Source organism: Paraburkholderia sp. FT54 (assembly GCF_031585635.1).
GTDB lineage: Bacteria > Pseudomonadota > Gammaproteobacteria > Burkholderiales > Burkholderiaceae > Paraburkholderia.
Window position 1 is genome coordinate 90885 of sequence record NZ_CP134197.1, and the last position, 20875, is coordinate 111759.

At 58.9% G+C, this 20875-nt stretch carries 17 protein-coding genes and 1 pseudogene; 7 read left to right on the forward strand and 11 right to left on the reverse strand.

What is annotated here, in order from left to right; translation table 11 throughout:
• Nucleotides 1-27 precede the first annotated feature (27 nt).
• Nucleotides 28-510, forward strand: coding sequence for a hypothetical protein (locus RI103_RS33170; RefSeq protein WP_310819068.1), 483 nt, complete (start codon nt 28-30; stop codon nt 508-510).
• A 772-nt stretch (nt 511-1282) separates the two neighbouring features.
• Here RI103_RS33170 and RI103_RS33175 read toward each other — a convergent pair.
• The gene (locus RI103_RS33175; protein ID WP_310819069.1) at nt 1283-2737 is read right to left on the reverse strand and encodes an ATP-binding protein; all 1455 of its coding nucleotides are present in this window, start codon (nt 2735-2737) and stop codon (nt 1283-1285) included.
• A 46-nt stretch (nt 2738-2783) separates the two neighbouring features.
• Nucleotides 2784-2948 (reverse strand): hypothetical protein, encoded by a 165-nt coding sequence (locus tag RI103_RS33180; protein WP_310819070.1) that lies wholly within the window; start codon nt 2946-2948, stop codon nt 2784-2786.
• Between the two features lie 669 nt (nt 2949-3617).
• Between RI103_RS33180 and RI103_RS33185 the strand changes: the two genes are divergently transcribed.
• Nucleotides 3618-4796: a porin gene (locus RI103_RS33185; protein WP_310819071.1), complete on the forward strand. Its 1179-nt coding sequence runs from the start codon at nt 3618-3620 to the stop codon at nt 4794-4796.
• 389 nt (nt 4797-5185) lie between these two features.
• Here the strand turns inward: RI103_RS33185 and RI103_RS33190 are convergent.
• From RI103_RS33190 to RI103_RS33205, 4 genes and pseudogenes are all read right to left on the reverse strand, one after another.
• Nucleotides 5186-6605, reverse strand: a pseudogene (locus RI103_RS33190) (IS1182 family transposase).
• A gap of 455 nt (nt 6606-7060) precedes the next feature.
• Complete coding sequence (locus tag RI103_RS33195) at nt 7061-9511, reverse strand: glycoside hydrolase family 15 protein (RefSeq protein WP_310819072.1); 2451 nt, start codon at nt 9509-9511, stop codon at nt 7061-7063.
• Nucleotides 9512-9583: 72 nt separating this feature from the next.
• On the reverse strand, nt 9584-9880 hold the full coding sequence (locus RI103_RS33200) for a hypothetical protein (RefSeq protein ID WP_310819073.1): 297 nt from the start codon (nt 9878-9880) through the stop codon (nt 9584-9586).
• Nucleotides 9881-9949: 69 nt separating this feature from the next.
• Nucleotides 9950-11422, reverse strand: coding sequence for an aldehyde dehydrogenase family protein (locus RI103_RS33205; RefSeq protein ID WP_310819074.1), 1473 nt, complete (start codon nt 11420-11422; stop codon nt 9950-9952).
• A gap of 428 nt (nt 11423-11850) precedes the next feature.
• Here RI103_RS33205 and RI103_RS33210 point away from each other — a divergent pair, with 428 nt between their 5' ends.
• Together RI103_RS33210 and RI103_RS33215 are read left to right on the forward strand one after the other, a co-directional pair.
• Entirely contained in the window at nt 11851-12528 is a 678-nt protein-coding gene (locus tag RI103_RS33210) for a DJ-1/PfpI family protein (protein WP_310819075.1), read from the forward strand.
• Between the two features lie 199 nt (nt 12529-12727).
• A complete protein-coding gene (locus RI103_RS33215) occupies nt 12728-13435 on the forward strand; it encodes a hypothetical protein (protein WP_310819076.1) in 708 nt (235 codons plus the stop codon).
• A gap of 122 nt (nt 13436-13557) precedes the next feature.
• Here the strand turns inward: RI103_RS33215 and RI103_RS33220 are convergent, their stop codons facing one another.
• Nucleotides 13558-14466: a LysR substrate-binding domain-containing protein gene (locus tag RI103_RS33220; RefSeq protein WP_310819346.1), complete on the reverse strand. Its 909-nt coding sequence runs from the start codon at nt 14464-14466 to the stop codon at nt 13558-13560.
• 98 nt (nt 14467-14564) lie between these two features.
• Here RI103_RS33220 and RI103_RS33225 point away from each other — a divergent pair, with 98 nt between their 5' ends.
• From RI103_RS33225 to RI103_RS33235, 3 genes are all read left to right on the forward strand, one after another.
• Complete coding sequence (locus tag RI103_RS33225; RefSeq protein WP_310819347.1) at nt 14565-15482, forward strand: DMT family transporter; 918 nt, start codon at nt 14565-14567, stop codon at nt 15480-15482.
• 61 nt (nt 15483-15543) lie between these two features.
• Nucleotides 15544-16956, forward strand: a complete 1413-nt coding sequence (locus RI103_RS33230) for a GntG family PLP-dependent aldolase (protein ID WP_310819077.1) — start codon at nt 15544-15546, stop codon at nt 16954-16956.
• A 70-nt stretch (nt 16957-17026) separates the two neighbouring features.
• Nucleotides 17027-17464: a tautomerase family protein gene (locus tag RI103_RS33235; protein ID WP_310819078.1), complete on the forward strand. Its 438-nt coding sequence runs from the start codon at nt 17027-17029 to the stop codon at nt 17462-17464.
• Between the two features lie 167 nt (nt 17465-17631).
• Here RI103_RS33235 and RI103_RS33240 read toward each other — a convergent pair whose 3' ends face one another.
• The 4 genes from RI103_RS33240 to RI103_RS33255 are packed head-to-tail and all read right to left on the reverse strand — an operon-like array spanning nt 17632 to nt 20502.
• Complete coding sequence (locus tag RI103_RS33240; RefSeq protein WP_310819079.1) at nt 17632-18390, reverse strand: GGDEF domain-containing protein; 759 nt, start codon at nt 18388-18390, stop codon at nt 17632-17634.
• An 11-nt stretch (nt 18391-18401) separates the two neighbouring features.
• Nucleotides 18402-18788 carry a DUF1987 domain-containing protein gene (locus tag RI103_RS33245; protein WP_310819080.1) on the reverse strand — a complete coding sequence of 129 codons (387 nt, stop codon included), beginning with the start codon at nt 18786-18788 and terminating at the stop codon, nt 18402-18404.
• Between the two features lie 20 nt (nt 18789-18808).
• Entirely contained in the window at nt 18809-19372 is a 564-nt protein-coding gene (locus RI103_RS33250; RefSeq protein WP_310819348.1) for a SiaB family protein kinase, read from the reverse strand.
• Between the two features lie 14 nt (nt 19373-19386).
• Complete coding sequence (locus RI103_RS33255; RefSeq protein WP_310819349.1) at nt 19387-20502, reverse strand: SpoIIE family protein phosphatase; 1116 nt, start codon at nt 20500-20502, stop codon at nt 19387-19389.
• Nucleotides 20503-20875 lie beyond the last annotated feature (373 nt).

Here is a 20875-nt window from a genome sequence, read left to right on the forward strand (position 1 = left end):
CGGCGAATCCCACCTCAAGGATGGCGTATGCGATACCTGATGGGTGACATCCCCCAGCTTATGCATTTGCTTTTGTCGGTTTTCACGGAGAGGCCGCAGCCGGCCGTAGAGAAGGGGCTTCAGCGCTATCTCTGGCGCCATATCCGCTTCGACTATGCGGAGCAGCTTGCGGACGCATTAGACGACGTGCGTTCGGGGGCGACCGGCGATTTTCTCTACCACAAAGCGAGCGGCCTAATCTTTGCGCATGTCGAGTTTGGCTATCACCGGTTATTGCTTGCGCATCTCTGCGCGCTGCACAAAACAGATTTTTCCCACGAGCACGTGGAATGGAACGTGCACCAGTTCGGGTACATGGATCCGCTCAGACAGCTTGCAGACGACTGCGTATTGGAGGGACACGCCTTGTTTCGATCGTCCTTCTCGAAGGGGGGCAGGTCACGGTTGGGCAGGCCTTCAAATGGGAGCCGCTTGAGCGAGCCGCCTTTGGTAAATTTGAACAAGATGTAATTTGAACTTGCCGCCCCGCTTCAAGATTGGGCTTGCGAACGTCCGCGAAGGGGGCGATTCGACCGTTCTCAGATGGGGAGCCAAAGGACCCTGGTGGGTCGGGTCCAGCCGATCACGGGCAGCAATGTCGTTCGATCAAGATAAACGCGGTACCGGCGCGACCCATTTCATACTTTACGACCGGCGGCCCGCATCCGATCAAAGATCGTCGCCAGTAATTTCGATTCGCTTTCCGCTCGGTGACGGTACCTTGTGTTCCACCACTTCCGCTAGCCTTTTTCTTCCCAACTGAAACGCGAGCATTAACTTATTGTGACTGTCGTCTGCCGCTCCGAGGTATTCGCAAATGATCTCGTGTCGGAGTTCAAAGGCGCAATATCCCCAGCCAAAGCCACACGCCGAAAACCACAACGTTGAATCGTCAGCGACAATTGGGTTCGTCAGGTTGATATATGAAGGGTCCATAGCGTCCACCCTTAGACTAGTCAACGCAGTCGATTTTCCCACACCGCAAGTACTTTGCCGCGTGGCTGAGACCGCACGTCGAAATGATAGCAGGCAACGTCCGACCAGTTGCCTATGGTCGGCTTAGCAGGGCGAGCGGCAGCTTCAGACCGCATTGCAGCCACACAGAACGCATCTCCGAGTGATGCCTTGGGGTCGACTGAGCCGACCGCGCGAGCGGTTTCGTTCTTCGGCCAGGAACCGTCGATCGCAATCGATTTGCGATCGACCGCTCTCTCGAGGAAAGCCGCCTTTAGATGCGGCAACGCTACCGATACGCCGAAACTGTAAATTGAAATGTCATTCCCGAGCCAATATTGCGGGACGCCCACACCCGTCCTCCGTGGGCTTCAATGATCGAACGACAGATGGAGAGTCCCATACCCATACCATCTGGCTTCGTCGTGTAAAACGCGCTGAAAAGCCGGTCCAGACCGTCGGGCTCCATGCCGATGCCGACGTCCTGTACGGCCACGAGCACCTGGTCGGAATCGCGCTGTTCGGTTCGGATGGTTAGCACACGCGCGCGATCGGTGACTGTCGCCATGGCTTGGACACCATTGATTGCGAGGTTGACGATCACTTGTTGCAACTGGATCCGGTCGCCACGCACCAAGGGCAATCCAGACGCAAGTTGCAGTTGCACTGTCACCCCATATCGGAGCGCCTCCTGCTTTACAAGCGCGACCGCCTCGTCGGTGACCTCGTTGATGTCGAGTGAGATCAGCTCCGGATCGGCCCGCCCGGCAAGATCGCGAACGCTCCGGATCACTTCGCCCGCCCGATTGGCTTCTTCGACAATGTGATTCACGCAGGCGCGCGCCTCGTCCAGTTCCGGAACCTCGCGGGTCAGCCAGCGCAAGCCAGCTGCGGCGGCAGTGGCAATGGAAGCGAGGGGCTGATTCACTTCATGCGCAATCGAGGCACTCATGTGTCCAAGGGCTGTTACACGAGCGACGCGGGCGAGTTCCGCCCGTGCCGTGTACAACGCCTCTTGCGCTTCCCTGGTTGCCGTGACGTCCATCAGCGCACCAACGAGTTCCTGTTCGCCCGATTCGTATTTCACGCGATGGGTCCGGACGGTCAGGTGTTTGATCGCTCCATCCGGCATCAGAAGACGGTGTTCGTAGTAGTAGGATGGTTCGCCAAGTGCCGCACGATCAATTTCATACAGTACAAGTTCTCGGTCATCCGGGTGAACACGTTGGAGGATGAGGTCGATCGTCGGCTTGACCGTTTCGTCCACTCCAAATATCCGATATGTCTCCTTCGACCAGACAATATTGCCGCTAGCTATCCTCCAACCAAAGCTGCCCGTATGACTTAGTCGTTGAGCTTCCGCCAAATAGGCCTCGCTCCGCCGCAAAGCGCTTTCAGCACCTCTTCGCGCGACGTTCAGCCACACCACAAACAGGGCTGTCACCGCAAGCAGGACGATGCGCGGCAAGTCCGTAGGCGCAACCGAGAACGAACCGATCGGCGGGACAAAATAATAAGTGAATCCCGCAACGGAAAGTGCAGTCGCGAACAAACCCGGGCCGAGGCCACCGAACCAGGCACTAAACATGATCGTGCATAGAGACAGCGATACGAACGCACTACCGTGCATGTGAGGTTCTAGTAGCAGCGCCGCGACGAGCGCCGCAACAACCGACAGAACTGCAGCTGCATAGTTAACAAGAGCGGACCGTCTGGACCACTGTAGAGGACTAGACTGGGACATATCTTCTGCCTCCACAAATCAGCAATGCCTCGCGCAATCTGGCTGCCTAAGCCATTCGGATCGACATCTTCAGAGCCGCGACCATCTCGTCAGGGAAATCCGCAATGCAGATGCCATCGACGGCAGCCTTGATCTCCTCGGCCTCGTGCGCGAAACCGCAGTCGCGCAACGCCGCGCGGTGACCGTCCGGCTCAGCGGGGGCGAAGCGCACCTCGGCCCGGTCCTTGCTGACTGATCGTCGCGCGGGATGCCGGCAATCATACAGCGATCGAGCTGGCGCAACCCATGGTGAGTCAGTGCGGCCGCGCGCACCGACGAAAGATTTCGAGGTGCCAGGCGAAGTCTGTTTCCGGGTCAATGTCCGCGGGTTACCTGAAACGGCTGTGGTAGCTGCGCGTTGAACGGCTGGTTAGGTACGGACAGCCGTATCTGCATATCCGCGCCCCTCGAAGTCGTCACTAAACTGATATGCAACTCTCTGACGACATATGTCGGGCATTCCATGTTTTATACAATTAACCCATATATCAACGCCGACTCTGTTTTGCCGTGGCTTTGCGCTGGCTGCGTACATGTTGGGGCGTGGAAGTATGATTTAAACCGGGCGCTCTTTCGAACGAATGGTTTAGTTTAACTAATCGTTTAGTTCCCGCGCTGTGCAGCGGCGGCATTTTTGTCCGTGCTGCGTCAACCGCGCGACTGCACAAAAAATGCAGCCTACAACCGTTGCTATTGCGCGACAGAAATTTGCACGCAATAGCTCCGCTCGCGAGTTGGCATTATCGTGGATGGCAGTAGCCATCTCCGCAGAGAGGACGCTATTACGGGGTTGCGTGAAGCATTGGATCACAACCTGTAACGTTCTACCCGGGAGTTGCGAATGAAGAAATCGCTCATAGCCGGCGCGGCGCTGGCAACCTTGGCAGGTTCGGCGCATGCACAAAGCAACGTGACACTGTATGGCCTGATCGACGCAGGCCTCACTTACACCAACAACCAGATCACCGGCACTGGAGCGGGTGGTCACAGCAACTGGCAGATGACCAGCGGTGGCGTCCAGTACAGTCGCTGGGGTCTGCGCGGAGCGGAAGATCTCGGCGGAGGCTTGCAGGCGATTTTCACTCTCGAAAACGGCTTCAACCTGAACAATGGTCAGTTGTCGTCTGCCAATCGGATATTCAACCGCTTGGCCTACGTTGGCGTATCCAGCCGTGACTTTGGCTCGCTGACCCTGGGACGTCAAACCGACGGCATGGTTGACTTCCTGGCGCCGCTCTCGTTGACCGGGACACAGTATGGCGGGACTCACTTCGCTCATCCCTTCGACGTCGACAACCTGAACGATTCGTTCCAAATCAACAACTCGGTCAAGTATCAAAGTCCGGATTTCGCGGGCTTCAAACTGGGTGCCTTGTACGGCTTTTCAAACCAGGCCGGTGGGTTCGCGAACAATCGTGCGTACAGCGTCGGCATGTCGTACATGTGGGGGCCGTTGAACTTCGGCGCCGGGTATCTGCACCTAAACAACTCGGCCCGAACCCCGGCACAGCTTAATGCGAACGGGGCAGTCACCGATACGCTTGGAGCCTCTCTCTCGGGCCTTCTGACACCGACTGCGGTGCCGCTCGGTGCACTCGCGAGCCGCCAGCAGACGTGGGGCGGTGGCCTCAACTATGCGTTCGGTCCGTTGGTCGCGGGCTTCGTCTATACGCAGACGAACCTGACCGAACTGTTCCTGACCGGCTTCAACACCCACTTCCAGAACTATGAAGGAAACATCCGGTATGCGCTGACGCCGGCCGTTATGTTGGCGGCCGCGTACACCTACTCGCGCGCCGGTGGAAATGCCGGTGGCGGCGCTCCGCACTGGAATCAGGTAAGCGCGCTCGCGAACTACTCCTTGTCGAAGCGCACCGACGTCTATATCCAAAGCACCTATCAGAGCGTGAGCGCGCGCGCTGGCAATCCGCTGGGTGTCGCCTGGATCAACGGTGTGAGTTCCCCCGCGTCGACATCGAATCAGATCGAGGCCACCGTCGGCCTACGTCACCGCTTCTGATTCGAAGCTTCCATCCGGGGAGCTCGCGCTAAGAGGCAGGAGCCGCCGACTCGAGTCCGCATCCGTAACAGCGGCCGGGGTGACCTCTCACGCAACCGTCCACGGGCCCGACGACGAGGCCCGTGCTCTCGCGCGCGACCGCGGGGTATCGCGGGGGCGATAGCTATATAGTGGCGAGATCAGGCCGATCGGATCGGTCGCCGTCGACGTTGATGGAGCGCCACCGCGCTAGGCATCCGGTTAACGGCCCGCTGCGTCGGACCGGGTTCGGCCGATTCTGTTGAAAAAGTCGTGTTCTGGTTGGGGATGTAGGAGTTGGCAACACGTTTTCGCGTTGTGGCGATCGGCGAAGCTGCGAGCTTGAACCTAGCAGGGATCTCCCTTGCCCGTCATGGAACTGCCTGCTTCATCTGCTTGCTTGCTGGCATGAGCCACTTGGCCATTCTTCGCAGATTTTGCGCGGTTGCTGCCATCAGAAATTCATCATGGGCACCACTTGGACCTCTCAACCGCAGACGATCCAGCTTGAGGATGCGCTTGAGGTGGGCAAAGAGCATTTCCACCTTCTTACGCTGTCGGCGAGACTGCTTGTATTCGGGGGTTGTCGCGATTCGTCGAGCCTCGTCGCGGGCGGCTTCATGGATGCTGCGCGTGATTTTGCGAAACGACATATTTGGACAGCATTGACTCTTCATCGCACAGCGGTTGCAATTCTTTTCGCTCGCACGATACACGATGGTGTCGGCTCTCGTGATGTGCGTACGGGGATTTTTCAGTGGACGCCAGTCGCTGCGTAACGCATACCCTGAAGGACATCGATACTCGTTGGTCTGTTCATTCCAGATGAATTCGCTGCGGGAGAACGTATTGTCCTTGCGGGTGGTTTTATCCCAGACAGAGACGTGCGGTTCAATCTGCTTCTCTTCAACCATCCAGCCAGGCAGCGCTGCTGTGCCGTATGCGGTGTCACCTACCAGCTTGCGAGGCGTCAGCTCCCGTTGACGTCCATTCAACACGATCAATCATTGTTCTGGTTGATTCAACTTCCTGTGCGCGATTTGCCGGCGTCGCCTCAACATCCATAATGATCCCTGCCTGCAGGTCAATCAGATAATTCGTCGAGTAGGCAAAGAACGCAGGGCCGCCCGGAGCGGCCGTCCATCGCGCGGCAGGATCGGTCAGGGATATCTTTTTTGGAGGCGTCAAAGACGCTGCTGGTTCAGATGTATCTGCTGCTATTGGATTGGTTTGCTCAAGCGCTTCAATATATTCCCGCACAGCGCGACTGTGTCCGTCAGCACGTCCCCAGTCGATAGGTTCTGTTCCCGACACGCCATTCGCAGGACTCGCGTCTGCCTTGATAATGCTTGCATCGATTGCGAATCCCTCACCCTTGACAAGCCCCTCGGCCATGCAGCGACTCAGCACAGTTTCAAACACGTGACGCAACAGGTCGCTATCGCGAAAGCGCCCGTGACGGTTCTTTGAGAACGTCGAGTGTTCCGGTACGGCGTCCTCCAGACCCATGCGGCAGAACCACCGGTATGCGAGGTTCAGATGCACCTCTTCACACAGACGTCGCTCGGACCGGACGCCAAAGCAGTAACCCACGATCAACATGCGAATCATGAGCTCCGGGTCAATCGATGGACGACCCATTGGGCTGTAGTACGGTGCGAGGTGCTGGCGCAGATCTCGCAGATCAAGGAAGCGATCGATGCCTCTCAGCAGGTGTGATTGCGGGACGTGGTGGTCGAGGTTGAACGAGTAGAAAAGCTTGTCCTGCCCGCTATCCAGTCGACCCATCATGACGATTCACTCCCGTCGTTTGATGCCTTCCAGGATACCTAACATTCCGCATCGACGCCGACTTTTTCAACAGAATCGGCCGAAAGTACGCATTCGTTGATGTTATAGCGACCGTTCGCGATTGCCGCTGTCGAACGACCGCTGTGATGCAGTGAGCGGGCATGCCAGCGTCGACATGCGAGCGGCGGCTTAGGCCGAACTGCTGTCCCCGAGAAGCCGTCCTGGATGACCGGATCACTCGGCGGATTCAACCGGTCGATGCAACGGCTTGGCGAAATCGCTCAGCTGGTGTGTCAAAGTCTAGTGTTTCCGGGGCCGCACGCCAATCGACCCAACGACAGCGGTATTCAAACGGTCAAATTGCGAGGAGTGACCATTCGCCATGCCCCATTGAGTGTTCCACTATCCTTCGTACGATGGGATGCATCAATGGTCTGCCTTTGTCGACTCGTCGCCTAGGATTGGAGGGCGACGGAAAAATTCTGCCCTTGCCACGTCTGACTCGAGGTCCAGAAGAAGGTGAATGCAAGCGACGAACCGGCCTGGGCTGCTCGCGTGACCAGATCGACGTAGTAGATGCCGACCGCCGTGGCAGTGGCTTCGCTGTCCTCCGACGTGGCCCAGTCGTCGATCGACCAGCGCAGACGGAAAGGCGCGGCCAAAGGGATCCGAAGTGTCGTGGCGGCCGGAATCGACGGCAGCGGGCGGTTGAAGTTCCAGATTTCGATGGCGCTGCGGCCGCGCGGCGCCTGGCTAGGCAGCGGCTGATAACGGTCAGCGACGACATTGAGGCGGTCGAAAACGCGACCATCAGAAGCAGAGCGAACGAGCTTGATGTATTCGGCGTGGGCCCACGCGAGCGGCGTGGCAGAGCCCGTCGGGCCGCCAGTCACGAAGGGCGTGTTGGGCAGATCGGGCAGATCCCACACTTGCTCGGGAAGCAGGCCGCGCGTTCCGGCGAACGCCTCGAGAGCACGGATGTAGGGTGTGGAATCGCCAACGGCGGCCAATTCATAATGTCCGCGTTCGCCAGTAAGCAGCGGCCAGGGGCGCCCAACCCCGAAGGGAGCGCCGTCGTACCAGTCCTCGCCGAGATTGCCCTGGCCGTAACCGTCATGGTTGTATCGATGAAAGCCCGGTCCCTGAGGTAGATCTTTTCTGATTACTGCATCGACCACCTTGATCGAGTTGACGATGATCGGATCATTCGCGGCGCGAATGCCATAGCGCACCAGTTCGAGAAAGCCTGCGTCCACGATGGTGTTTGCGTCGTACTCGTTCCGCCAGACGCTTACCTTGGCGGTGTTGGGATCTTCTGGAAAATTGAAGACGCCATTGATGTGCGTCGGCAAGATTCGAATGTAGTGCTGCGCAACGTCCGGAACCAGTGTGCCTTGCGTGGTGACGCACCATGTCTCGAGATGCGCTTCCAGAAAGTCCGCGTATTCGAGCAGGAACCGGGCGGTTTTGGCGTCCGCCCATTTCGCGGCCGCACAGACCAGCGCCGCGACGTTCGCTGCCAGTGTCGAAGGTGAATAGCCTTCGAGTTCTTCCCATCGCTCCTGCTGCGTCATGGGGCCGTTCCTGATCAATGCGCCTGCCGCGGCCAGCACCATTCCGGTGGGATCGAATTGACGCAGCAGACCGGCCTCGCTCAAGTGGTAGGCCAGGATGATTGGAAAGGAATATTCGTCGAGCTGCGAGGCATTGCCGGGCCACGGCTCACCGTCAATAAAAAACTTTTGCGGAAAGCTGCCATCCGCCAATTGCGATGCCGCGAGAAACATCAGCCCACGCAGCGGCGCATCCTGCGCACCCGAGGCCAGCAGCGCGAGTGCGCTTTGGCACATGTCACGCGGCCAGACCATGTGGTAGCCGGCAGCCAGGTCCCGGACCGTCTGTCCCCACGGGATGCTCAACGAAGCCACTAGCGCGCCGTCGGCCGTCTTGTCCTCATGTGCGAGCAACGCGTTGCGGCTCATGTTGAAAAGCGCATTGCCATCGCCCGTAATGTTCGGCGCCGGATGGAAGGGCTCGCGAACGGCGTCGCTCCAGCCCTGGATGAACGCTTGCCGATGACTGTATGGATCCGCGGGTCCGTCGAACGGGTAGGCCAGCGCCTCGGATATGGCGGTCAGCGCCTTGTTGGGCGTGCTCTGCGTAATCGGCGTCGGTTCGTCGACGCAGAACGCCAGCGCCAGAACGAATTGATTTTGCCCTGCGCGGTTAATCTCTGCTGTCAGGGCGACGTATCCGCCCTTCGCCGCGTCGTAGTTCCAGACGGGCAAGCGCTTGTTGGCGATGATGTCGGTCCAGCCGTCGTTCACTCCCACGAAACCGCAACTGGTCATGCCGAAGCCGCAGTCGGCGCCCAGCGCCAGCCAATAATGACCGCGCGTCGCGACCAGGCGATCGCCATTCGCGGTGCTGACGCGATGCGCGGTGTTCCCGGCGCCGTATCCCGCCATGTGAGGCGTCAACAACGCATAGACATGCAGCGTGTCGAGGAAATCCTGTTCTCCCTGCAATGTCGTGCGAACCAGCACGCAGGCCGCACCCTTTTCGGCGATCACGTCCTGCACCACGGTGTAGGGCTGTCCTTTCGCCAGGGAGGTGAGGCGGAAGGACAGGGCGGGCGGCTCCGGCCATTCGCATCGATGCTCGAAGTCCTTCTGCGCGTCGTGAAAGAAGGTCGAGCCGTCGGTAATGATTAGTTGGAAGTCTCGTACCTGAGGGGTGTCGACATCCGGGAAGTAGATTTCCGTAAGGATGCCGCCTGCTGTCGTGTACCAGACCTGGCTCGACAGGGAGTACGCCGTGCCGATGGCGTCTTTGTCCGCGCGGCTCCAGCTCAGCGGACTGCCAGGCGCGCCCGGAGCCGGATTCGATTCAAGCAGATTTGCCATCGCATCTCACTCCATTGTTCTCTTTGCTTCGATTGATCAGAAGTCCACGTGATGAGCAGAAGAACGGGCAGGCTACGCCTTGTAGCTATCGAGGATAGCGCTTTTGACGTGCATAGAGAGGGACACGTGAGGCCGGTCAATCAGCGACAGTTCGGAGGGACGCATGCCGGGTGCGCCCGCTTCGGGGACGTGAACGCGGAACGGGCGAATCGCGGACTTGTCGCCGTTCGCGGGTTCCGTGATCTTGCCGACTATAGGAGGGGTGCCCGCGAAGGTGAGGCGGCTCAGCGAACCAGTTCCCACGGCCGCTGCAGCAACGCTCACGAACTGCCGGCGGGATGATGATTGAGGAGTGTGGTTGTCGGTCATGCGAACTCCGCCAGTTGATGGGCGCGGTTCACGGAAAAGCCGCAGGTGCGACTTCTCTGTCGCCATGGATCAGAACGGGTAGCTAGGTAGCTGCGAGCGTACCGTGATCCATTGCCACTCGCTGAACTGGTCGGCATTGCTGGACGCGCCGTGGCCGAAACCGTTGCCGGAAATGCCGACGCCGCCGATCGGGCCATAAATCCCATGCACGACGGTCTGATCGTTGATGTGGATCACCCCGGAATGCAGCGCATCGGCGACGCGTTGGGCGCGCGCCAGGTCGGGGGAAACCACCGCAGCCGACAGGCCGTACTCGGTCGCATTGGCCAGTGCAATGGCTTCCTTGTCGGTGCGGAAGGTCGTGATGGCCGCCACCGGTCCGAAGATTTCCTCGTCGAATGCCGTCATGCCGGCTGTCACTCCGGTGATAACGGTCGGCTCGAAGAACAGTCCATGGCGTGAGCCACCCGTCAGAAGCTTCGCTCCTTCGGCCACTGTTTGCGAGACGATCCGCTCTGCATTGGCGGCCTGGCGTTCGTTGATGATCGGCCCGACCTGGACCTTTGCGTCGAGGGGATTGCCGACGACGAGCGCCTTGGCCTTTTTCACCAGGGCTTCGACGTAGGCCTCAGCGACATCCTCGTGTACCAGGTGACGGCCGGTGGTGAGACAGATCTGGCCTTGGTGGAAGAAGGAGCCCCATGCGCCGGCGCTCGCTGCCGCCTCGATATCTGCATCGTCGAGCACGATGAAGGGGTTGTTGCCGCCGAGTTCCAGTGAGACGCGCTTAAGCTGTCCGCCGGCGACCGAACCAACCTCGCGGCCGACGCGGCTGGAACCCGTGAAGCTGACCATATTGATGAGCGGTTCTCTGACCAGGGCGGCACCGGTCTGCGCAGCGCCCGGCAGGACGTGGAACAATCCCTTGGGCAGGCCCGCTTCTTCAAGCACCCGGGCAAAGGCCACACCGCCGATAATCGGCGACTGCACGTCGGGCTTCAGCAAAACGGCGTTGCCCATCGCCAGTGCCGGCGCGATCGCCCGCACGCCGAGAATGAAGGGCGAGTTCCACGGCGTAATGATGCCGATCACGCCGAGTGGAATACGCCGGGCAATGCTCTGAAAACCCGCCTCCATTGTTTGGGTGAGGATGCCTTGTGGCTGGCTGCCAAGCGCAGCTGCTTCCAGTAGCTCGCGTGCGGTGACGTGGACCTCCCATTGTGCTTTGGCGCGAATCGAACCGGTCTCGCGGATCAGTTGCTCGGTCAGCTCGTCGGCATACGCCAGCACCAGTCGGGCGGCCTCCCTTAGCACATCGCCGCGCTGCGGCCCCACCAGTTTGGCCCAAGCCCTTTGCGCCTCCCGTGCCGATGCGGCGGCGGCCGCGATGTCCTGAGCGGACGCGATGCCGATCGTACCGAGCTTTGCGCCCGTGGCTTTTTCCGTCACATCCTCAGTGCCGAGGCCCGGGTGCTTCCATCCGTTGCTGTAGATTTTTTCATTCCACACGTGTGTTGGTGTAAGCAACGTTGTGCTGGTCATTTTCGCTTCTCCGAAAGATAGTTATCCAGACTGATTTCCATCTACTGATAAGTAATTAGCGTATTGGGCATAATCAGTTTTCTATGCGCAATTTGAATGGCCAAACGCCGACTTTAGCCAATGCAAGCCTCGGATCTTAGCGAACGACCTTGGGTTCCAGTCGTGAATGCTTGCTTCCCACCCACACACTGGCCCTTCGGATTGCCTGAATGTCGAAATGTGATGTGCGGATTTTCCACTTTGGTCGTGCGTGAAACCCGCATAGCAAGCGATGACACACGATGACTCGGATAGGCGCATGCTACTGGTTGCCGGTTGCGAGGGTTAGATCTGAAGCCTTCAGGGGACACCTATGAAGGGACTCAGTTATCCGCATGACCTGCAGAACCCCCTACGAGTCGGGTCCACTTACGAAACGAGGTGCTGCAATGACGCTTCATATCGGCTTTCTTCTGTTCCCGAAAGTGCAGCAGCTCGATCTGACCGGACCGCACGACGTTTTTGCGTCGCTACCCGACGTGACAGTCCATCTCGTCTGGAAAGACCTCGCGCCGCTGAAGGCCAGCAGCGGGCTCACGCTGACTCCGGATACCACCTTCGACAGTTGCCCACCGCTCGACGTGATCTGCATACCCGGCGGAGCCGGAGTTGGAGATCTGATGGAGGACGCGCAGACGCTCGAGTTCATCCGTCGACAGGCAGGCACCGCGCGCTTCGTTACGTCCATCTGTACCGGTGCGCTCGTTCTCGGGGCGGCTGGTCTGCTTCGTGGACGCCGGGCCACGACGCATTGGGCGTTTCACGAATTGCTCGGTCCGTTGGGCGCAATTCCGGTGCGCGAACGGGTGGTGCGCGACGGCAATCTGGTGACTGGCGGAGGCATTACTGCGGGGATCGATTTTGCCCTGACGTTGGCGAGCGAGCTCGTCGGCAAAGAGGAGGCGCAGGCGGTCCAGCTGGAACTCGAATATGCACCTGCTCCGCCCTTCGACGCTGGTGGCCCGGACACTGCGCCGCAACCCATTGTGGAGCTGGTGCGGCAGCGGTCCGCCGACTCGCTAAGGCGACGCCAGCAGATCGTCTCGCGGGTTGCATCGCCCCTTTGATGCAAGCTGGTGAGCCTGACGGGCTAACGGAACTTATGAAGACGCGCGCCCGTGTATTCGTCAGGCCACGGCGGCGCGAATGAGCTTGATTGGCCGAGCGAATCCCGTCCGAAGAACGGTGCGGTATCTGTCACGTAATGGCGCTGAAAGCTTCCCGCGCGTAGTATGACCTCATGCGAAACGTCTACGCGAGGCGGCAATGAACGAGAGTTCGATGCAAGGGCGCCATAGGGACGAATGGAGCGAGCTCATCCTGCTCGTGATGAAGACGAGTCTGTCGGTGGCTCACGAACTCGGATTGCCGCCTGACAGCACGCTTGACTGCGCCGCGAGACATCTCCTTTTCCGCGATTTCACGTGGTTCGCATCGGCGATGCAGGGTGCCTCGCGAGTGCTCGCTTGCTGTGGATCAGGCGGTGACATCCCCGCAGTCGAAATCGCATACATCAAGACACTCGCGGAACGCGTTGAAAGCAACAGGAATGTGCTTGCGTATATTCGGACGATTTACGCAACTGACCTTCATGCTTACGGCGAAAGGCCTGCTCACGCATACGAGAGAGTGGCAGCAGCCATTCAGGCGTTGAAAGCCGATGTCCGGCGCGAGTTTTCACAAAGTGCCATGTCCAGTAATGCGGCCGTCGAATGCGCGTCAGGATTTGCAAAGGCACTTGCAGCGATAATGCATGCCGATGGCAATGCCGACGCCTACGAGCGGGCGCTCGCCGCGGTAATGCACGTGCGGTTCGCTGAGTCTCGCCACCTTGTTCACGGGGATACCGACGACGCGCGGCGCCATCTGACCGTCGACGGACGTGTGGCTCATATGCAAACTTCGTTCATGCCGGATGACTGGAAGCAGCGTGTGAAGGACGCGGTAAACCACCCAAATAGCCTGCACAAGTGAGAAATGGCGTGGTCTGGCCAAAAGCGATTGCGATCCTCAAATCGGGAGCGTTCATTGTCGCCGTGTAAAGAGCCATTCGCGGGGCGCTGGCTTCGATTCATCGATGTGTTGCGTGCCCGAATTCAAGGGGAATTCAAGGTGCCGCTTCTGGCAGCCATCTTCTCGACCATCCACGCTTTCAGCGATTTCACATCCGGTTGAAGCTCGTCTGCATTGGGGTATACGAGATAGTATCCGTTCGGCAACGACAGCGCTTTGCCGAACGGTTCGACGAGCGCCCCTTCAGCGAGTTCGGCCTCCACCAGGATGGAACTTGTCAGGACCACCCCTTGTGCGCGCACCGCGGCTTCGATCGCCATCAGAGACTGGTCGAATTCAATGCCTTTGATCGCCTCGATCTGCGCATCGACTAGACTGCCGAAGCGTGTCAACCACTCCCTCCAGTGAGGATGCAGAGTGTTATGAAGCAGCGTCGCGGATTGAAGATCTTCGGGCCGCTTCAATTTCCACTTTTTCGCGTATGTCGGGCTGCAGTATGCGCGTGCCTCGTCGGTGCAAAGCAGTTGCACCTTGAGTTGCGGGTCGACGCCGTCGAAGTGCCGGACCGCGAGATCGACGGCATCCACTTCGAAATCGACCATTGCGGTTGACGTGGAGAGGCTCAATGCGATTCCCGGATGCGTCTGCAGCAGGTCTGCCATTCGCGGAGCAAACCACTTTGCGGCGAAGCTCGGCGGCATGGACAGCCGAACGCCCTTGCTGTGACGTTCCCGCAGGCGGCGGCTGGCATGGATGATCTCCAGTAACGCCGGCTGGATCCGCGCAAAATACGCACGACCTTCGGCAGTCGGCGTCACCTGTCGTATCTGCCGTATGAAGAGGGCGACACCGAGCCAGTCTTCGAGCTTCTGGATCTGTTGACCCACCGCGCCGGGCGTCACGTTCAGTTCCTCGGCGGCTAGAGTAAAGCTGCCGTATCGCATTGCGGCTTCGAGAGCCACCAAGGCTTTCATTGGAGGAATGGGTTGCATGGCGCAGTTTTTATATTGCATCGACGAGATTAAATCATTTGTAGCGCATCTGTGGAGTGAAGACAATCAAGAGTCGAAATTCCATCGAGATCATCGCCATGAACCCCGCCTACTTCGCCTTCGCAGCGCTCGGCCTCATCTGGGGCACCAACTTCATGTTCATGAAATGGGCAAGCGTTGAAATATCGGCTGCCCAGATCGTGTTCCTCCGGACGCTGTTCGGTTTCCTGCCTGTCCTGGCCTTGGCGCTGTGCAGGGGTGAGCTGAAATGGCGCCATCTGCGCCATGCCCATCATTTCGGCGTCATGTCACTTCTCGCCACCGTGTTCTACTACTACGCGTTCGCGAAGGGGGCGGCACTGCTGCTATCCAGTGTGGCCGGCATGCTGAGCGCAGCGATCCCGCTGTTTTCTTTCGTTGCCGCGTGGGCGCTATTGCGGCAGGAGCGTCCGACCGCACGGATGATCGTCGGCATCGCAAGCGGCTTCGTCGGCGTGCTGCTGATCGCAAGACCGTGGGATGCGCACGGTGCAGGCGTCAATCTGCTCGGGGTGTCCTATATGGTCGCCGGTTCGCTCAGCGTCGGCTGCTCGTTCGCCTACGCGCGACGCTTTCTTTCCGGTCTCGACCTCTCACCGCTGGCCCTGTCGACGTGGCAGATCGGCTTCGCGCTCGTTGTAATCAGCTGCGTCACAGACTTCCACGGCATGGCACGTGTAACGGGTGATATGCGTGCAGCGCTTGGGCTCGTCCTGGGTCTCGGGCTGACCGGAACCGGAGTCGCCTACATTCTGTATTACTTCATCGTCGGGCGGCTCGGCGCAGTCGCGGCCTCCAGCGTGACATATATCCCGCCTGTCGTTGCCTTGCTGCTGGGACTGTCGATCGGCCGCGAACCGATGCGACTGTTGGACCTGCTCGCAATGGCGGCTATTGTTGGAGGGGTGTACCTGCTGCAACGCCGGACGCGCGCGAGGCCAGTTGCCGTTTCGCGGACGCGCGCGGCGCTTGGTTGAGCACGACGGCGTTCGTCGGATCATTTCGACGTGCGGTCGAGTTACCTGGAGATCGTCATAAATGGGGCCCCCGACTTCCTCACGTTCGAATCCAGCTGGCACAGCGGCTCCATCGACACCGGGCGCAGTGAAACGTGCTCGGAAGTATATCGACGGGCATGTCGCTGCTAATCCGTCCCTCGACGTCATCGCGCAGGCTGCGGGAATGAGCTCCTTCCATCTGCTTCGGGGCTTCAAGAAAGCAATCGGCGTAGCGCCTCATGCGTACCTGGCCCAACGGCGCGTGGAGGCGGCCCGGTATCTCTTGCTGAAAGGTCAACCGCTGCGGCACGTAGCGATCGCTGCAGATACACAATGCCCCGCGATGGAGGACGAGATGATCGATCTGCGCAGTGACACCCGTAGCCAACCGACTGCGGAAATGCGTCACATCATGGCCTCAGCCGATGTTGGGGACGACGTCTACGGCGATGATCCCACCGTCAAGGAGCTGGAGCGCGAAGTCGCGGATCTTCTCGGCAAGGAAGACGCCGTGTACATGGTCACCGGCACCATGACGAATCAGGTCGCCATCCGCGCTCATACTGAACCAGGCGACGCGGTGTTGTTTGACCAGAATGCACATGTCTATATCCTCGAAGGCGGCGCATCCGCGGCGATCTCTGGCGTACTCCCGCGTCTCCTTCCTGGCGTCAGGGGCGTCTTCACGGCCCAGGACGTTCTCGACGCGCTGGGTCGCCCGCATCGGTTCTTCCCAAGTACGATCCCAGCCCCTGTGAAGCTACTCTGCCTCGAGAACACTCACAACGTCGGCGGGGGAAAAATCTGGCCGATTGAACAGCTTGCCGAAGTTTGCAATGTCGCACGGTCAAAGGGAATCGCGTTGCACCTGGACGGCGCGCGTCTGTGGCACGCAACGGCGGCGACCCAAATCCCGGAACGGGAATATGCGAAGCATTTCGATACCGTCAGCGTATGCTTCTCTAAAGGGTTGGGCGCACCGATTGGGTCGGCGCTCGCTGGCCCCCGTGACTTTATCGATCGCGCACGTCGTTTCAAACAACAGATTGGAGGCGGATTCCGCCAGGCTGGGATCGTAGCCGGCGGCGCGCTCTATGCCCTGCGTCACAATCGCGAGCGTTTGAAAGAAGATCACGAGCACGCAAGGCTGCTGGCCAACGGGATCGCCGGGCTGCCCGGTATTTCGCTTGATGTCGCGACAGTGGAAACAAACATTGTCCGGTTTGGCATCACGTCCATCGCCGCCGGTGAATTCGTGGAGAAGCTGCACGCCAAAGGACTATACGTTCTTCCTTCGGGCGTGGACGGCGTCCGCGCAATTCCCTATCTCAACATCTCTCGTGCGCAGATTCTGGACGCAGTCTCGATCATCGCTTCGGTTGCGCAGGAGCACGCCAGCGCCGCAACAAAATCAGCGTACGAGGCTGGTGCTTCAAACGGAGCAGGGTACTGAATCTCAAACCCGTTTCCGAATGCTGCCATTGCTTCGCATCCCTCTTATTCACTGCTCAATGGAGTTCAACATGCCAACCTATATCGTTTCCGCAGCCGCGAACCGCCTGACCCAACAGATGAAGCAGGGGATCGCGTCACGTATCACCGAATCTCACAGCGACGCAACGGGCGCCCACGGATTTTTTGCGCAGGTTATCTTCCAGGACATTGCCGAGGGCAATCACTTTCTCGGCGGAAGTCCGCTGAAGGCCGACCATATATACGTCCACGGGCATATACGGGCTGGCCGGACGCCGGATCAGAAGCGGAGTTTGCTGGACGCAATTGTGAGCGTGATCGTGGCGGCGGCCGCCACTGAGCGCCGCTACGTCTGGGCCTACATTTCCGAGCTGCCTCCTTCGCAGATGGTCGAATACGGAAACGTGCTTCCGGAGCCAGGCCACGAGACCGAATGGCTTGACTCGTTATCGACCGAAGATAGGGCGTACCTGCTCGGCATCGGTTGAATGGCTCACATGCAAACCTCGTGAGTTCCCGTTCATTTTTCAGATTGGAGATTTGATGGAAAACAAGAACGAGGTTTCAGTTAGGCTGAAACCCGCCCTAAAGCATGCAAGGGCGCCGGTCGACTCGATCGCCAGCGAGTCGACCGCGTACAGCGACAAGTTGCCGTTCAGTCCCCGATCGGCATCGCAGACGAAACCAATTGCGGATCAGCAAACTCCACGCGATTCCGTCCTCCTCGCTTCGCTTTATACAAAGCGGAATCTGCCAGGCCGTATGCAGTATCGAAATCGGTTCGAACCGGATTGGCACTGACGCCGAAACTAGCCGTGATGCGACGATTCACAGGCGCACCGAAAACATGACTGCCGATCGCCCCGCGCATTTTCTCCGCTAACTGCAGTGCGGTGGCCAGATCATGCCCCGGTAACAGCACGGTAAACTCTTCGCCGCCCACGCGACCAATGACTCCCTGTTTGCCGACAATGCTCCGCAAGCACTCGACGATGCCGAGTATCACTGCGTCGCCAACAGGATGTCCGAAATCGTCATTTACTTTCTTGAACTCATCGATGTCGAGCAAGATCATCACTGCCCGATCGACGCGCAACACCTTGCTCGTCCGTTCGATCACGGCACTGCGGTTCAATACATTGGTCAGCGCATCGTGTGTCGCGCGATATTGCAACTGTTGGGTCAGTGCATGCATCTCGCGCTCGGCCCGGTCGCTACGTCCAATCAGGCGGCGCGTTTCGCGCATCAGGCGTTCGAAATGTCCGATCAACTCAGCTAGCGCCAGGCGACATTGCTGTGCGTCGGCCTCGATATTCGCATGGAGCGCGCGTGCCTTCTCGAGCGCATCGCTCTCGTTCTGGAACAGGTCCGGAGCGTCATGCGAAGATACGTCCGAAGAGGAAGTGGAAACCACCGTGGCCCTCCTTATGTCGCAACGGGGCAATCGGTGAACTGGATCGCCGTGAAATCTGCTTGCAATTCCTCGCCGAATTCGAGAATCGTTTCGTCTTCGGCGTCGCGGTACCATCTCACCAGCACGCGATTTCCGGATGAAGCCGCCTGATTCAAGGCGTCAAACACGCTGAACAGCATCTTCGTGCTCGAACTGTTGAAGTAAGTCAGGGTGACCTCTACCGTAACGAGCGCGTCGTGACAGCTTGCGAGGTACGCGCGAAGCCGCTCGATCACCGGCGCATAGAACGCTGCCGCGTTCTCGGGATAAGACTCTCCCCTGAATGTCAGCACGTCCTGGTCGAACTGAAAATCGACTTCCGGCGACGTCGTCGTGGCCGCAATATAAAGATTATCCATGGCTCGTACTCGTCCCGTGGTCAGATGATGGTCTTGAGGCAAAACAGCGTGGTTTCCGGGACGTCGACACGCGGATGAAAGGCGAACTCCAGCGGAGCGCTCGCATCGCGGGCCATCGTCAAGAACCCAAGCCCCGCGCCCTTGCTTTCCTCCGGCGTATCGGAGCGCAGCGATAATTTGTACGCCTGCTTGATTTCTTCAAGCGACATGGTGCACAACGGCTCAAGCCGTTCGCGCAGATAGTCCACTGCCGTCGTCGCAATGGGATTCACGCACAACATGACGTGATGCTCACCGTCGGTGGTGATGCACACCGCACCTTCACGTATGGCGCCACTCTTCCCGGCATCCTCGATGAGCGAATCCGACGAGTAATGAATGATATTCTGCGAGAGTTCGATAAAAGACGAAAACAATTTACGCCGGATTGGTGCGCTGATCCCAGCAACTTCCAGCTGCAGTTTCACGACCTCGCTCATCGCCGCAACTATGCTATGGGAGAAGTAACCCTTGTGATAAAAAAGCAGGTTGCGCCTCTGAGCGAGTTCAAAGAACGCGGCATCCTGATCTAACAGTTCAAACATGTTCATGAACTACCCTAAACGCGAGCAAAAAATAGCGTTACGTCATCGCGACGCGCTTGTGCGCCCTGCCAGCCGGCCAACGCGCGCTGCAGGCCATCGCGTATGACGGATAGCGATTGCGCACGGTTCTCGATAATGAGATCGAGGGCCCGACGCCTCCCAAAAGCAATTTTTCGCGGACCGCCGATCTGATCGATAAGCCCGTCTGTCGAGACGAACAGGAGGCTACCCTGCGGAAGCGCGATGGTGTTCAGCGTCCACGCATAGTCCGCCAGACTGTCCACATACCCTACACCCATGCGTTCGCCTGAAATGCTTTCAAAGTGATCGGCATCCGGCCGCAAAACGTGCAGCGCGATGCGTGCACCGGAAAAATGCAGTCGCCGCTGTGCCGCGTCGAACCAGAAGAAGGCTGCGTCGAGGCCGTCGTTCGACTGCGGCGACTCGCCTGTTCCATGCACCTGACCCAGCAACCCCTTGACGTTGCGATTGACAGCTGCCAGAAGGGCGGCTGGGTCGCGCGGCTCGATTCGTTCAAGCGCCTGCGACAGTGAAGCCGAAGCAAGTAGTGTCATGAAGGCACCGGGCACCCCATGTCCAGTACAGTCGGCTACAGCGCCAAACCATCCATCGGGAAACGAAGCGAAGTGATAAAAGTCGCCACCCACCACATCACGCGGCTCCCATACCAACGCGGCATCCGGCAACATGGACGACAGCGCGTCGCGCGAAGCGCGCAGCATCGCTCGCTGGATCACGCTCGCATATTCAATGCTCTGCATGATTTGGCGGTTCTTTTCCGCCTGCATTTCAGCCACGGCACCCAATAGCTGAAAGCCGCTGGCAAGTCCGACGAATCGGCCCTGTCGTGTCACGATGAATCCGTCGGACAGCGCTTTTTTACCCACCTCAACCGTCTTGAACGTAAGCGCTTCGATGCTCATGTCCGCGTCAACGATGAGTGGCTCCTTGTCCATGAACGCGATACAGCTTTTCTTGTCGTAAAGCTCCCGGTGAAACGGTTTGCTCATTTCCGACAGAAGAATATCGCGGTTAATCAGTCCGATGGGGCGGTCACCTTCCACCACGGCCAAACTGACCATGTCGCGCCGCGAATAGAAGATCTCCATTGCCAAAGAGTTTGAATCAGCCGCATCGATGACTGGGACTTCCTGGCAGAGATCGCCCGCGCAACGCGGGCTTCCGGGGACGCCCGGGCGACGAAACTGCGCAAGCGCGGGGTGCATTTCGAGACTACCCGTTGAACGAGAAATCAGCACGCTAAAGGGTCTTTATGTCAGTTTCGTTACACCTGGTAATTAAGGAAAGCCTGCCAAAAAGACAAGCGTGACGTGGGCGCGCCAGAAGGCCCGTCGCAAACGTTTTCCCCTTGTTATCACTGCCATGTCCTCATTTAAGCTAGCTCGCGTCGCTGCGAGTGTCGCGTAGTGATGCGAAAGACTACGACCGGACCTGTATCGGGCGCTTACCGCTACCGCCGCG